The 14,161-nt window shown below is 59.5% G+C and carries 11 protein-coding genes; 5 read left to right on the plus strand and 6 right to left on the minus strand.

Features of this window, described 5'->3' with window-relative positions; genetic code table 11:
* Nucleotides 1-427: 427 nt before the first annotated feature.
* On the minus strand, nucleotides 428-1,351 hold the full coding sequence (locus EV660_RS18385) for a LysR family transcriptional regulator (RefSeq protein WP_071481838.1): 924 nt from the start codon (nucleotides 1,349-1,351) through the stop codon (nucleotides 428-430).
* Nucleotides 1,352-1,468: 117 nt separating this feature from the next.
* Here EV660_RS18385 and EV660_RS18390 point away from each other — a divergent pair, with 117 nt between their 5' ends.
* The 3 genes from EV660_RS18390 to EV660_RS18400 all read left to right on the plus strand — a co-directional run bounded on the left by EV660_RS18390 (nucleotide 1,469) and on the right by EV660_RS18400 (nucleotide 4,837).
* The gene (locus tag EV660_RS18390) at nucleotides 1,469-2,410 is read left to right on the plus strand and encodes a ring-cleaving dioxygenase (RefSeq protein WP_071479404.1); all 942 of its coding nucleotides are present in this window, start codon (nucleotides 1,469-1,471) and stop codon (nucleotides 2,408-2,410) included.
* A gap of 106 nt (nucleotides 2,411-2,516) precedes the next feature.
* Complete coding sequence (locus EV660_RS18395) at nucleotides 2,517-4,298, plus strand: monovalent cation:proton antiporter-2 (CPA2) family protein (RefSeq protein ID WP_071479405.1); 1,782 nt, start codon at nucleotides 2,517-2,519, stop codon at nucleotides 4,296-4,298.
* Complete coding sequence (locus EV660_RS18400) at nucleotides 4,295-4,837, plus strand: NADPH-dependent FMN reductase (RefSeq protein ID WP_071479406.1); 543 nt, start codon at nucleotides 4,295-4,297, stop codon at nucleotides 4,835-4,837. The genes EV660_RS18395 and EV660_RS18400 overlap by 4 nt, the downstream gene beginning before the upstream one ends.
* A 52-nt stretch (nucleotides 4,838-4,889) precedes the next feature.
* On the opposite strand, the gene EV660_RS18405 is transcribed toward EV660_RS18400, so the two are convergent.
* Entirely contained in the window at nucleotides 4,890-6,422 is a 1,533-nt protein-coding gene (locus EV660_RS18405) for a VOC family protein (protein ID WP_071479407.1), read from the minus strand.
* Between the two features lie 177 nt (nucleotides 6,423-6,599).
* Here EV660_RS18405 and EV660_RS18410 point away from each other — a divergent pair, with 177 nt between their 5' ends.
* Nucleotides 6,600-7,532, plus strand: coding sequence for a pirin family protein (locus EV660_RS18410; protein WP_071479408.1), 933 nt, complete (start codon nucleotides 6,600-6,602; stop codon nucleotides 7,530-7,532).
* A gap of 536 nt (nucleotides 7,533-8,068) precedes the next feature.
* Here the strand turns inward: EV660_RS18410 and cynS are convergent.
* Genes cynS through EV660_RS18430 form a run of 4 tightly spaced genes read right to left on the minus strand, consistent with a single transcriptional unit; the run spans nucleotide 8,069 to nucleotide 11,594 of the window.
* Nucleotides 8,069-8,539 (minus strand): cyanase, encoded by a 471-nt coding sequence (gene cynS, locus EV660_RS18415; RefSeq protein WP_071479409.1) that lies wholly within the window; start codon nucleotides 8,537-8,539, stop codon nucleotides 8,069-8,071.
* A gap of 36 nt (nucleotides 8,540-8,575) precedes the next feature.
* Entirely contained in the window at nucleotides 8,576-9,481 is a 906-nt protein-coding gene (locus tag EV660_RS18420) for an ABC transporter ATP-binding protein (RefSeq protein ID WP_071481839.1), read from the minus strand.
* Between the two features lie 13 nt (nucleotides 9,482-9,494).
* On the minus strand, nucleotides 9,495-10,328 hold the full coding sequence (gene ntrB / locus EV660_RS18425) for a nitrate ABC transporter permease (RefSeq protein WP_071479410.1): 834 nt from the start codon (nucleotides 10,326-10,328) through the stop codon (nucleotides 9,495-9,497).
* Between the two features lie 3 nt (nucleotides 10,329-10,331).
* Nucleotides 10,332-11,594: a CmpA/NrtA family ABC transporter substrate-binding protein gene (locus EV660_RS18430; protein WP_232727380.1), complete on the minus strand. Its 1,263-nt coding sequence runs from the start codon at nucleotides 11,592-11,594 to the stop codon at nucleotides 10,332-10,334.
* 324 nt (nucleotides 11,595-11,918) lie between these two features.
* On the opposite strand from EV660_RS18430, the gene EV660_RS18435 reads away from it, so the two are divergent.
* Nucleotides 11,919-13,775, plus strand: coding sequence for a sigma 54-interacting transcriptional regulator (locus tag EV660_RS18435; protein WP_071479412.1), 1,857 nt, complete (start codon nucleotides 11,919-11,921; stop codon nucleotides 13,773-13,775).
* Nucleotides 13,776-14,161: the final 386 nt, after the last annotated feature.

Here is a 14,161-nt window from a genome sequence, read left to right on the forward strand (position 1 = left end):
CCGCGTCGCGATGCCCCTCCACCAACTGGAGATAGCGTCGACCGCCTGATTTTGAGATGCGCGTATACATTGGGCTAACGTTAAGTCCGAATACGCCAAATTTGCAAGCTATTTATTACCAAAACGTGTTACAACAAGGCTTCACCAGAACTGGAGGCTCGGGGACGGTAACCCATTGAAAACTATAACATCGCAAAACCGCAGATAGAGAATTTACCCAATTTTCTGTCGAACTTCAGAGGCAAACTTTGCTATCGACGCGAAGGGCGGAGAGCGGCCAGAAGCGATCGCAGCATTGCGCCTGCAGAATGCTAAGAAAGCAGTCACATGTTTAACTGTCCCTGGACGCCCGGCGCTTGTTGAATATGCCACATCCGTTGTAACCACGAGATGATACTTATTTCTGAGCGACGGAGGTTTGGACAGTTCAGCTAGTCTGTTTCGTCCACGGACGCCCGCCTGCCAGTTCCTGCGCAAGATGATCCACAAGGGCGCGCAGTTTCGCAGGCATAGGCGATATCGGCGGCCACAGCGCCAGCACCGGCGATGTCCGGGTCAAATTGTCTTGCAGCACAGGTTCCAGCCTGCCTGCCGCAACAGGATCGGCCACGATGAAACCCGGCAACATGGCAAGCCCAAGACCGGCCAGTGCGAAGTCCCGCATCGCCTCGCCATTGTTCAGGGTCAGACGACTGTGAACCGGGGCGGGTACAAGCTTGCCACCGACCTCGAATTGCCAGACCTGCCCGTCGGGCAGGTTGCTGTAACTGAGCACGTGATGCCCGGCCAGATCAGTAGGTGTTGCCGGATGGCCGTGTCTGGCCAGATAGGCGGGACTGCCGCAGGCGACCATCTGGTCGGTGCATAATGTGCGGCCGATCAGGGCGCTGTCGCGCGCCGCGCCGATCCGCACGGCCAGATCGAAGCCGTCGCGGATCAGATCGCGCACCCGGTCGTCATAGTCGATCCGCAAGTCCAGTTCCGGATGCACCAAGGCGAAACGGGCAAGTATCGGGCTGAGGAACAGCGTGCCGAAGCTCATTGGCGCCGTGATGGACAACCGTCCGCGTAGCGGGGTCGCGCCATCCATGCCCCAGGATGCACTTTCAGTTGCCGCAGTGAGTGCGCTCAGGGCTGGGCGCAGGTGTTCGGCAAGCCGCAGGGCAGCCTCGGTCGGAGTAACGCGGCCTGCATTGCGCAGGAACAGGGCTGCTTGCAGGGCGCGTTCCAGATCGGAGATGCGCTTGCTGACAACGGATTTAGACAGGTTCATATGCGCTGCGGCGGCAGTGACGGTGCCAAGCTCCAGCACAGTCAGGAAGGTTTCAATTTCGTCCAAAGTGTAGCGCATTGACGCAGAGTATCGCGCGTGCTGCCGTTCGGCAATCGCGAACACCGGGTTGGCGACGAAGGCGCTGTTAAACTGCCCTGACCCTGCCATATTGGGACCAAGGAAAGGAGGTGCCTTATGGACCTGACTGGAATTCATCATCTGACTGCCATCACTGCCAATGCGCCCGGCAACAATCGGTTCTACACCGAAACGCTGGGGCTGCGGCGGGTGAAGAAGACCGTCAATCAGGACGATACATCCGCTTATCATCTATTTTTCGCCGATGGCGCGGGCAGTCCCGGCACGGATCTGACATTCTTCGACTGGCCCGTGGCCCGCGAACGGCGCTGCACGCATGCGATCAGCCGCACCGGGCTGCGTGTGGCCGAAGACAGTCTGGACTATTGGGCCGGTCGCCTGCATGACGCGGGCCTGACGCGGGGCGAGATCACGCAGACCGATGGTCGCGCCACGCTGGATTTCGAAGACCCGGAAGGCCAGCGTTTTCGCCTGACCGCCGATGCCCCCGGCGCGGCGCATCCCTGGGACCGCAGCCCGGTCCCGCCTGATCATCAGATCCGCGGGCTGGGGCCGATCACGCTGTCTGTCCCGCAGCTTGCCCCGACTGAGGCTGTGCTGACTCATCTGATGAACATGCGCGCTGTGCGTGACTATGCCAGCCCCGATGGGGTGGGCCATGTGCATGTGTTCGAGATGGGCGCAGGCGGGCCCGCGGCGGAAGTGCATGTCGCCGTGCAGCCTGGCCTGCCCGTGGCGCAGCAGGGTGCTGGCGCTGTACATCACGTTGCGTTTCGCGTGCCGGACAAAGCTGCCCTCGCCCAATGGGCCGCGCATTTGAACGCCATGCGGATGCCCAGTTCCGGCGAGGTGGAGCGTTACTATTTCCGCAGTCTGTATTTCCGGGAACCGGGCGGAAACCTGTTCGAACTGGCGACTGACGGACCGGGCTTTGATGTGGATGAACCGTTCGAAACGATGGGCGAGGCGCTCTCGCTGCCACCCTTCCTGGAACCCCGCCGTGCCGTGATCGAGGCCGGACTGAAACCGCTGGACTAGACGAAACAAAAACCCGTCGCCCCAATGACAGGGCGGCGGGTGTGTCATATTGCGCAATATCTGGCACTGACATGCAGATGTCGCGCAGCTTCAAGGAGGTCTGCCAATGGCTGCAGAAGGGTTGGGACCGGTCATCGGCCCGATTGTGGTGCTGATGGGGGCGGCCGTGGTTGCCGTGCCGCTGTTCCGGCGTCTGGGCCTTGGGTCAGTGCTGGGGTATTTTGCTGCCGGGGCGCTGGTCGGGCCATCGGTGCTGGGCTTGTTCACGGACCCTGACACGATCCTGCACTTCGCCGAACTGGGCGTCGTGATGTTCCTGTTCGTTATCGGGCTGGAACTGCGCCCGCAAAAGCTGTGGGCGCTGCGCGGGCAGATTTTTGGCTTGGGGCTGGCGCAGGTCAGCCTTGCGATTGCCTTGCTGACCGTCGCGGGCATGGTCGCCTTTTCCCTGCCGCTGGTCACGGCCTTCATTGCAGGCGCGGGGTTCGTTCTGTCCTCGACCGCCGTCATCATGTCTGTCCTGCAGGAACGTGGCGAGATTGCCAGCCCCGAGGGGCAGAAATCCGTCTCGATCCTGCTGTTCGAGGATCTGCTGATCGTGCCCTTGCTGGTGGTCGTGGCGTTCCTGTCGCCTGTCGGGCAGGGAGCGGGCGGGCTTGGGGCGCTGGCGCTGGCGCTGGCCGGGCTGGTCGCGCTGCTGGTGGCCGGGCGCTGGCTGCTGGACCCGTTCTTCGCGCTTCTGGCCCGCGCCCGCGCCCGCGAGGTGCTGAGTGCGGGTGCGTTGCTGGTCGTTCTGGGGTCTGCCTTGCTGATGGAGGGCGTGGGCCTGTCGATGGCGATGGGTGCGTTTCTGGCGGGCGTCCTGCTGTCGGGTTCCAGCTATCGCCATCAGATCGAAAGCGACATCGAGCCGTTTAAGGGCCTTTTGATGGGGCTGTTCTTTCTCGCGGTCGGAATGTCGCTGAACCTTGCCGTAGTCGCAGCCGAATGGCCGCTGCTTCTGGCGATGCTGGTAGTCTATGTGCTGGTCAAGGCAGTGGCTATCTATGCTACCGCGCGGGTCTTTGGCGGGGCCAATCTGCCTGCCTTGCGCCGCACGGCCATGTTTGCACAAGGGGGCGAGTTTGCCTTTGTCCTTTACACGGCTGCACTGGCGGGCGGGGTGATCGATGCGCGCGAGAATGCGATTTTCTCGACTGTGGTGATTCTCTCGATGGCGATCACGCCGCTGATCCTGCTGGCCGCTGACCGGCTGTTGCGTGATCCGCAGGCTGCGCTGGACGGGATCGAGGCGGCTGATGGCCTGCATGGGCAGGTGCTGGTGATCGGCTTCGGGCGGTTTGGCCAGATTGCGCTTCAGATGCTGCTGGCACGTGGCGCGCAGGTTTCGGTGATCGAGAACAACCCCGACCGCATCCGCGAGGCCGCGCGCTTTGGCTTCAAGGTCTATTATGGCGATGGCACGCGGCTGGATATCCTGCACGCATCAGGCGCTGCAACCGCGCAGGTGATCCTGATCTGCGTCGATGACCGCCGCGCCGTCAGCGGTATCGCCGAACTGGTCCAGCACGAATTTCCGAATGCCGCCGTGCTGGCGCGCAGCTATGACCGAGGCCACTCGATGGACCTGATCCGCGCAGGTGTGGATTTCGAGATCCGTGAAACTGTTGAATCGGCGCTGCTGATGGGGGCGGAAGGGTTGCGCAGGTTGGGGCTTGACGACGCATCAGTGGCCGAGGCGCTGGACGAGACCCGCCGCCGTGACGCGCAGCGCCTAACCGAACAGGTGCAGGGCGATATCATGTCAGGCCGCGACAACATGCTGACCGCGCCCGTGCCCGAACCTCTGACCCCCGTCAAACTGATATCGAAAGGAGAACCACGATGACCAGGACCATTCTCGGCCTGAGCGGCAGCCTGAGGCGCGCATCGTTCAATGCAGGCTTGCTGCGCGCGGCCGCTGATCTGACGCCAGAGGGGACACGGATCGAGATCGGATCGATCCGCGATGTGCCGCTATATGATGGCGATCTGGAACGGGCCTCTGGCCTGCCGGGGGCTGTCGTGACCTTGCAGGCCCAGCTTCAGGCCGCTGACGGGGTGCTGCTGGTTACGCCGGAATACAACAACGGCATTCCGGGTGTGTTCAAGAATGCCATAGACTGGATGTCGCGCGGGCCGGGGTTGCAGATGTGGGTGGACAAACCGGTCGCGGTGATCGGCGCATCGCCCGGCGGGTTCGGCACAATGATGGCGCAAGATCACTGGCTGCCCGTGCTGCGCACGCTCAAGGCCGATTTCTGGGCCGGGGGGCGGTTGATGGTGTCACGCGCGGGCGATCTGTTCGATGCGGATGGCAACCTGACCGATCCTGCCAGCCGCCAGCGGCTGGCAGCCTTCCTCGAGGGGTTTGCGAAGGTCATCTGATTGCAGACCAGCCCCCGGCCCGAGGTATCGGACCGGGGGCTGGTGGCATGCATCAGGTGGGCGCGCGCTGGTCCAGCCAGGCTTTCGCAACCTCCAGATCCACCGTGCCAAGATCATGGCCGATGGGCAGGCTGCGGGCGTCCAGCGCCACCCCGGCCTCACGCAAGGCAAGTTCCAGTGCCGGAGCCATGCGGGCAAAAGGATCGCGCGTGCCCGACAGCAGCAGCACATCGGCCCCTGTCAGATCGGGCGTCGGCCTGTCGTCCAGCACATTGATGCCCCGCAGCAGGATCGCGCGACGCACCAGCCCCGGATGCAGCAGCATGATGGCCCCCAACAGGTTCGCACCATTGGAATAACCCAGATAGCTGATGCGCCCGGCATCCAGCCCATAGCTTTGGATCGCAGCTTCCATGAAGGCGCTGAATGCCTCGGCCTCGGATCGGATATCGGCCTGATCATAGGTCACCGCGTCATAGCGGCGAAACCAGCGGTTGATGCCTTCCTCGGTCGACCGTCCGCGTATGCCCAGAAGCGTGGCACGCGGCGCGATGCGCCGTGCCAGCGGCATCAGATCGGATTCGTTCCCGCCCGTCCCGTGCAACAGCACGATGACAGACCCGTCTGGATCGTCTGGAGTGTGGAAACGGTGGATGAAGGGCAGATCACGCATCGGCATCCTTTCTGCACCCGGAAGGGCGAATTGGGGCAGCATCACGCGCAGATCCTGCGCGCGCGCCGCGTCATGGAGCGGGAACAGCAGCGTCTGGCCCAGCTGTTCCAGCGTTTCGTCCACTGTAAAGCCTGGACCATCGGTTGCAAATTCAAACAGATGCCCGGCGGGATCGCGGACATAGAGCGACAGGAAATAGCGCCGGTCATGCACTTCGGTCAGCCCCTGCGCATGGCCGAGGTCGCGCCGCATGCCGCGCACGGCATCGGCATCCGCAGCACGGAAAGCCACATGGTCGATCATCCCCGTGCCGGGGATTGCGGGCACAAAGCCGCTTCCATCGCGTAGATCGATCAGGTCGGTATCCGACACCATCCGCTGCGCGGCACCGTCCAGCGCGCCAGGGCGATAGCCGAAGCGGGCAAGGAACTCGGCGGTTTCATCGCGTCTGTCACTCAGCAGCGTGATCGAGTGCAGGCGCGTGGGGGCAATCGGATCGGGCAGCGGGGAGGCAGCAGGCAGATCGGCCCCCACCAGCTTCACGATGATCCCGTCCGGGTCGCGCAAGCGCATCACAGGCTCTCCAAATTCATGCGATGGCCCCTCGACCGGGACTTGTGCGCTGATCGCGCGGGCCAGCCAGTCGCCAATGCTGGCAGGCGGCACGGCAAGGGCAAATTCAAAGACCTGCCCGTGACCGCTACGCCCGCGCGCGCCCGCTTCCCATACCAGAAAGCTGATCAGGCTGCCGGGGCTGCCTGCTGCATCGCCATAGAACAGATGCAACTGCTCGCCATCGGCAAACCCGGCCGTCTGCTTGACCAGCCGCAAACCCAGAAAGCCAACGTAGAAATCGACATTCGCCTGCACCCGCGCTGTAATCGCGGTCAGGTGGTGCAATCCGGTAGGCATGGCAAGTACTCCGATTCAGGGCGCATCTGTGCGCCAGTTCAGGCCGGTATATAGGGTTCACAGCAGCGCGGCACGATCGACGGATGGGCGAAACCCGCGTTCGGCACAGGCGAACAGGGTTTGCTTGCCGGATTGCCCCGCCACCCGTAAATTGGGAACAACACAGGAGGCCGCGCCATGAGCTGGAACCCGACCCTTGATCCCGGTTGCCCCGATGATGTGGGTGTCGATGCCATTGAAACCCTGATTGTGCCGCGTGCGCGAGATCTGGGCTCGTTCGAGGTGCGCCGCGCCCTGCCAGCGCCGAAACGGCAGATGGTGGGGCCGTTCATCTTTTTCGATCAGGCTGGCCCGGCAGAGTTTCTGACCGGTCAGGGAATCGATGTGCGCCCGCATCCGCATATTGGGCTGGGTACGGTCACGTATCTGTATCAGGGCGAATTTCATCATCTGGACAGCACTGGTGCCGATCAGATCATCCGCCCTGGCGCGCTGAACTGGATGATGGCAGGGCGCGGCGTAACCCATTCGGAACGCACGCCCCAGGGGCTGCGGCAAGGCCCGTCCAGCCTGTTCGGCATCCAGACCTGGATCGCCCTGCCCGAAGACCGTGAGGAGGACGCGCCGTTTTTCGAACATCATAGCGCCGACAGCTTGCCCGAGATCCTTGACACCGGCATCAGGGCAAGGCTGATCCTTGGTGCGGCTTACGGCGCAAAGGCCCCGGCCACGATGTATTCCGACACGTTTTATCTGGATGTTGTGCTGGACCCCGGCGCGCGCTTTCCCCTGCCGGACGATCATGAGGATCGCGGCCTTTACATCAGTTCGGGCGCGGTCGAGATTGCGGGCGAGGTGTTCGAGGCGGGTCGCATGGTGGTCTTCCGTCCCGGGGACCGCATCACAGTGCGCGCGGGTGAAAAGGGGGCGCGCCTGATGGCCCTGGGGGGCGCGACGCTGAACGGGCCGCGCCATATCTGGTGGAATTTCGTGGCCTCGTCCCGAGAGAAGATCGAAGCCGCCAAGGAAGACTGGCGCGCGGCAAGATGGGGACAAGGGCTGTTTGACCTGCCGCAACAAGACCGGGACGAGCATATCCCGTTGCCATAGTGTCTTCAGAAGTTATCGCCGTTGCACGCCAATCAAGACTGCTGTTGAATGTAATCGAGGCGAAGGTCCAAGCGCAGTACTGCGCGCAAGAGGTCACCGCATACGTTCGCTGCGACGACAATGATTGGCCGCTTCGGTTTGGCCCCAAAACGAGAGCAACCGCCTTGGAACGGCGGCAATGGCCGCGCTCGTAAATCCTGAAGTCGCCGTCGCAAGGGGCGGGAAGCGGACTATCACGCCTAAAGAACGTCCCTCCAAGTGATTGGGATAGCGAACGGTCGAAATGTCGATCAAGGCGCGTGCTGGTGTCAAAATACCAGGACCCACTAAGCACCACTCGTAGGGCAATCCATTTGTTTGGTTTCTACAGATTATTCCAATCCCCCTCAGCGCAAGGCTGAGCATCAGCTAATCTGACTATCGGAAGCATTTTTGAGCTCGATCCGCGATTCTCGAGAATGAATAGATGTGACCGCCGCGCATAATCTGAATGGCAGGCCAAACCCATGAGCTGAGCTGCCCTGCCAAGGATGGAGTCACCAATTGGCGTAGGCCAAATACTTTCCAGTCATCTCGACCTTCACTCGGTCCCCTTTAGGGTGGGGAACGCGACTGATAACCATATCGAAATCAATCGCAGACATGATGCCATCACCGAATTCTTCTTGGATCAGAGCTTTCATTGTAGGCCCATAGACGCCAACGATCTCGTACAGGCGGTATATGCACGGATCGGTCGGCACTGCCTGCTCCCAGATTTTGGTGGGGTACTCTTCTAGCACCTCTTTTGCCTCTGCTGGCAGGTCGAGCAGCGCCACCAGTGCGGAGGCCTTCTCGGCAGGCATGGAGTTCATACCCATGCAGGCGGAATGTGTGAAGACTGGGGACAGACCAATTCCTTCTGCGATTTCCTCCCATTTCATGCCATTCCGCTTTTTGGCGGCCAGGATGAGGGCGGTAACATCTTCTTTCGTCAGCGTCTCGGCAGCGCTCATCAAGTCTTTCATCTTGTTTCTCCTTCCTATGGGTGTTTTCGTGCGGTTTCAGCCGTTGACGGCTTTCAAACGAGTTGGCGTTGGCTTCGGATCGGGTGCGGTTTCGGTCACGTCGATGCGCACAGTGTCGGGGCTTTGGCTTACCCCCTCGGATTGTTGCCCCGCCAGTTCCTTGGATCGCTTGCCAAGGAACTGCACCAAATGGTTACGGATGGCGTAGTAATTGGGGTGGTTGACAATCTCGGTCCGGGCGCGGGGCCGGGGGATAGTAATCTCTACGGATTCCGCCACCCGTGCAAAAGGACCGTTTGTCATTAACAATATCCGGTCGGCCAAAAGGATCGCTTCGTCAATATCATGAGTAATCATGAACACCGTCTGTTCAGTCTGGCTCCAGACTTTCAGCAATTCTTCCTGAATGGTTCCGCGCGTCAACGCGTCGAGCGCGCCGAAAGGCTCATCCAGCAAAAGCAGCTTCGGCTGATTGGCAAAGGCGCGCGCAATAGACACGCGCTGTCGCATGCCACCCGACAATTGACTCGGCTTGCGGTGGATGACATCGCCTTCCAGCCCTACCATTGCAAGATATTTTGTCGCATGTTCCAACACCTTCTCGCGCGGCCAGTCGCGGTAGCGGGCCTTGACGCCAAAAGTGACGTTCTTCAGCGCCGACAACCAGGGCAGAAGGGAGTAGTTCTGAAACACCACGCCCCGGTCCAGGCTTGGCCCGGATACAGCGACCCCATCCATCTTGACCACGCCAGAGGTTGGCTCTGACAGGCCTGCCAGCACATTCATGATGGTGGATTTGCCGCAGCCGGAATGGCCCAGAATGCAGACAAACTCACCCTTTCCGATCCCGAAGCTGGCATTCTCGAACACGGTCAGCGTGCCACCCGCCCCGTCGGGAAAGGTCTGGGTCAACCTCTCGATACTCAGGAAATGTTTTTGCATGGGTGTGTCCCTTTCATTCAGCATAGGTGACAGCGCGTTGCAGGGTTCCGAAAACCGCATCAAGCAACATGCCCACCACACCGATCATGAGGATTGAGAAGATGACTGACGTCAGATCGAGATTGTTCCACTCGTTCCAGACATAATAGCCGATCCCGGTCCCACCGACGAGCATCTCAGCCGCGACGATCACCAGCCACGCAATCCCGATCGAGATGCGCATCCCCGTCAGAATGGTGGGGGCTGCGGCAGGAAGGATCACTGTAAGCGCGGTGCGCAAACTGCCCAGTTCATGTGTGCGGGCGACATTTACCCAGTCTGCACGCACCCCTGCCACGCCAAAGGCGGTGTTGAGCAACATTGGCCAGACCGAGCAGATGAAAATCACGAAGATCGCGCTGGAATTGGCGTCTTGAATGATGAACAGCGCAAGTGGCATCCACGCAAGCGGGGATATTGGGCGCAAGACCTGAATGAACGGGTTCAGCGCCTTGTAGGCTACTGGGGACATACCGATCAAAAAGCCCAGCGGAATAGCCACCAGAACGGCCAACCCAAAGCCCGATAACACACGCGAAATCGAATAAGCCAGCTGTATGCCGATTCCCTTGTCGTTGGGTCCGGCATCGTAGAACGGATTACTCAACTGCTCCCACGCCTTGACCATGACATCGCTGGGGGGCGGAATGGCGGAGCGCTGCTGTCCCAGCCCCATCAGAATTTCATATTCGGTCAGCGCCTCGCCGATGACCTGGCGCGTTATGGCAATTTCCCACACACCAAGTACGACAACCAGCAGCACAAATGACAGAATTGCGGCGCGCTTGTTTATGGACAGGTTTTGCATGAATTACCCCCGTCTGATTTCAAAGCTGTCGACATAAGCTTCGGGCTGGTGGGGATCGAAGGTTTTGCCCATGATGGTGTGCGATTTGTAGGTCACGTCGGGCGCGTCGTAGCCCAGATCATTCATCACCTTGCGCGCATCCGAGGCCAGGTAAACCTGCTCTGCAATGGCCTTGTAATCGATATCGCCATCAATATAGCCCCAACGCTTCATCTGCGTCAGAATCCACACGCCCATCGAGTGCCATGGGAAGGGGTCGAAATCGATCCGGTCGGGCACGCGCTGCACATTTCCCAGACCATCGGCGTAAGTGCCGGTAAGCACCTGTTCAATCACAGGTACTGGCTGGTTCAGGTAATTCGCAGGCGCGATAGCTTCCGAAATTTCCTTGCGGTTCTCAGGGTTCGAGGCATATTGCGTGGCATCAATGATAGATTTCAGGAGTGCGCCATAGGTATTGGGCATTTCCACGGCAAAACGACGCGGTGCGGCGAAAGCGCAGCAGGGGTGACCTTCCCATATATCCTTGGTCAGCATGTGAATGAAACCGATGCCTTCCCACACAGCGCGCTGGTTGAACGGGTCTGGCGACAGATAGCCATCCAGATTGCCCGCGCGCAGGTTTGCGACCATTTCAGGGGGCGGAACAACGCGGATCTGAATATCGCGATCAGGGTCCAGCCCGTGTTCGGCGACATAATACCGCAACAGGAAGTTGTGCATCGAATACTCGAACGGCACGCCAAATGTCATGCCTTTCCACTGCTGAGGATCGCGCTTGTCCAGATGCTCGTTCGACAGCACAATGGCCTGACCATTGATGTTCTCCACCGCGGGCATGATGTAGGGTGTTGCGGAAGACCCGGCACCCAACGTCATGGCAAGCGGCATGGGGGTCAGCATGTGGCTGGCATCGTACTGGCCCGACAAAGACATGTCGCGCGCCACCGCCCAACCTGCTGTTTTCACGACTTCGACATTCAGACCATACCGATCATAGAACCCCATAGGTTCGGCCATGATGATCGGTGTGGCACAGGTAATTGCGACAAAGCCCACTTTCAGATCAGGCTTTTCTGGTGGGCCAAGCTCATCAAGAATCAATGCCTTCGCCTGATCCATGGGAAAGACCGACGCCAACGCCGCTGCAAAGGCCCCGCCACCCAGCATGCCCATCATCGACCGACGACTGATGTCGTTATGCCCAAACACAGACCGGACCACGGCACTTTCGACCGCGCGTTCCAGCATTGCCTCAGAGGTCATGGGAGCAGAGATTCTTTCCCGCGCGTCACTGGTGCAGGTTTCGCACCCGCACCCAGCGCCATGGCGCAAGTCGGTTTTATGGGAAAACGGGTTTCCAAGACTCTTGTTCGACATGGTGTCCCTTTCTGAGAATTGCGTTTATCCGACGTCAGATTAGCAATGCCGCAGCGCAGAGTAACTGCATTGCCGTGGAATCTTATTGATAAATAATATAAATAAAATCAATGCCTTGCGCTTATTTTGAAAGAACAGAGGTAACGATATTTCGTAAATTACGAAATTTCGTGTTGCAGCTGAACCATTGTAACTTCATGATGCTGCCCCATGGAGAACGCCCTCAATCTGTCCGATTCCCTGCTTGAAGCGGTGCCGCACGCCGCATTGGTGCTCGACACTGAGCATGACCGCGTCATCGCCGCCAACCAGCTTGCCACCCAGCTTCTGGCGCAAGATCATGCCCAGGGTTTCAGCTTTGCGCCCCATATTGCCGATAATTTCGCGGGCTTTCTGGTTTTTCTGGATGAGCTCGCGCATCGGGGTCGTGTGTGGCGGCGCGATATCCCGCTGCATGACCGCCGCCGCCACCCACTAAGTTGCGAGTTGCGGGGCACAAGGATTGGACAGTCAAAGCACCTTGTGATGCTGACAATGATCGACCTGAACGAGCTGTCACGCCATGACCAGATCGCCGAGGCAGGTGAGGTGCAGCGCCTTGGATTGCTGGAATGGCAGCGCGCACAGGCATTTTTCAGCGAATTGGAACGCCAAAACCAGTTGATCTTGAACGCAGCCGGCGAAGGAATTTACGGTGTGAATGCCGATGGCAAGACCACTTTCGTCAACCGCGCCGCCCGGGAAATGCTTGGGTGGAGTGCCGAAGACCTGCTGGGCCGGGACATTCATTCCATGATCCACCATCATCATCTAAGCGGCGAAGTATACCCCGCGCATGATTGCCCGATCTACCAGTCATTCCGCTTCGAGCAGGTGAATCGCATCGAGGATGAGGTGTTTTGGCGTAAGGATGGCAAGCCAATCCGCGTCGAGTATGTCTCGACCCCGATCTATGACCAGAATGTGCTGGCCGGGGCCGTGGTCATCTTCCGCGACATCACCGAGCGTAAAGAGAATGAACGCAAGCTGCGTCGGGCGATGGAAGAGGTTCAGGCCCTGCGCGATCGGTTGGAGCAGGAGAATGCCTATCTTCAAGAAACTATCGCAACCGAACGTGCACATCATGACATCATTGGCGGCTCACCCGCCGTTCTGCAGCTTCTCAGCAAGATCGACCTTGTGGCCAGCACAGATGCGTCAGTCCTTATCTCGGGCGAGGCCGGAACCGGCAAAGCGCTGGTTGCATCGGCGATACACAAGGGTAGCGCACGCCGCCGCCGGTCGCTGATTCATTTCAAATGCAGCGCTGTCACTTCTGACGCGATTGAGTCGGAACTGTTCGGCCAGATCCGCGGTGCATTTGCAGGCGCGCTGCGCGACAAGGCAGGGGTGCTGGAGCTGGCGCATAACGGCACCCTGTTTCTGGATGATGTCGATGAATTGCCGCTTGGCCTGCAAGGGCGGCTTCTTCATGCGCTTCAGGAAGGCAGCGTTACAAGGCTGGGTGATACACGCGCGAGAGAGATTGATCTGCGAGTCATCGCCGCTAGCCGCCGCAATCTGGAAGCCCTGGTGCGCAAAGGTGCATTCCGTGAAGAATTGCTGATGTATCTCAGTGTCTTTCCGATCACCTGTCTACCACTTAGGGACCGGCGCGAAGATATTCCTGCACTGGCAGCGCATTTTCTGGCGCTATCATGCAAACGGTTGAATATCAGACCACCCATCATCTCGAAATCATCGATGGAGAAGCTTGTTAGTTATGACTGGCCCGGCAATGTGCGCGAACTTCAGAACGTGATTGATCGGGGTAGCATCATCTCAACCGGTGGCAAGTTACAGATTGATCTGGGCCTGACGACACCCCACACCGCAGCAGGAGAGTTGACAGTCTTGTCTGAGGCCGAGATGGCGGCAGCGCAGCGTAGAAATATAGTTGCGGCACTACGGCGCACAGGTGGCAAAGTTTCAGGCGTTGAAGGCGCCGCGCAGTTGTTGGGCATTCAACCCACGACGCTATATTCTCGCATCAAGAAGCTGCACATTGACGCCGAGGAATGGCAATGATCGGCGGCGCAAAGCTCCCGATCCAGCTTTGGCTATCAGATTGCAGTGGGCTGTAACCAATTTCATCGTCCTTACATCATACCAGGCAGCACGGACTTTTGACGGAATTTAAGATCGGCGTCATGCAGGTATATCCAAGACTGCGCACAGCGCGAATGGCTGCTTCTGTGAATCCTGTTTGACAGACCGACGGTCAGCAAAGGGCCGGGCACGTCGATTCCGAGGTCGCTCTCGCGAGGGGCGGAAAGGTCACGCTGAGCTAGTCATACGGTTGTCGCGAACGCCGACACTCTGAACCGCCCCGGGTTTACCGGAGGGCAAAACTCTCGGAGAATTGCCCATTATGGAACAGAATCGAAAGAAGACCTCAAAGCCGTATTCACCTG

Origin of the sequence: Roseinatronobacter bogoriensis DSM 18756 (assembly GCF_004366635.1) — a bacterium.
In the GTDB taxonomy this organism is placed as follows: Bacteria; Pseudomonadota; Alphaproteobacteria; order Rhodobacterales; family Rhodobacteraceae; genus Roseinatronobacter; species Roseinatronobacter bogoriensis.

Coding starts and splice junctions, on each gene's coding strand:
- cynS (WP_071479409.1), bottom strand. CDS start 8,539: ATGAAAGACTTGATGAGCGCTGCCGAGACGCTGACGAAAGAAGATGTT.
- EV660_RS18395 (WP_071479405.1), top strand. CDS start 2,517: ATGGCTGCAGAAGGGTTGGGACCGGTCATCGGCCCGATTGTGGTGCTG.
- EV660_RS18410 (WP_071479408.1), top strand. CDS start 6,600: ATGAGCTGGAACCCGACCCTTGATCCCGGTTGCCCCGATGATGTGGGT.
- EV660_RS18435 (WP_071479412.1), top strand. CDS start 11,919: ATGGAGAACGCCCTCAATCTGTCCGATTCCCTGCTTGAAGCGGTGCCG.
- EV660_RS18430 (WP_232727380.1), bottom strand. CDS start 11,594: ATGACCTCTGAGGCAATGCTGGAACGCGCGGTCGAAAGTGCCGTGGTC.
- EV660_RS18390 (WP_071479404.1), top strand. CDS start 1,469: ATGGACCTGACTGGAATTCATCATCTGACTGCCATCACTGCCAATGCG.
- EV660_RS18405 (WP_071479407.1), bottom strand. CDS start 6,422: ATGCCTACCGGATTGCACCACCTGACCGCGATTACAGCGCGGGTGCAG.
- ntrB (WP_071479410.1), bottom strand. CDS start 10,328: ATGCAAAACCTGTCCATAAACAAGCGCGCCGCAATTCTGTCATTTGTG.
- EV660_RS18420 (WP_071481839.1), bottom strand. CDS start 9,481: ATGCAAAAACATTTCCTGAGTATCGAGAGGTTGACCCAGACCTTTCCC.
- EV660_RS18385 (WP_071481838.1), bottom strand. CDS start 1,351: ATGCGCTACACTTTGGACGAAATTGAAACCTTCCTGACTGTGCTGGAG.
- EV660_RS18400 (WP_071479406.1), top strand. CDS start 4,295: ATGACCAGGACCATTCTCGGCCTGAGCGGCAGCCTGAGGCGCGCATCG.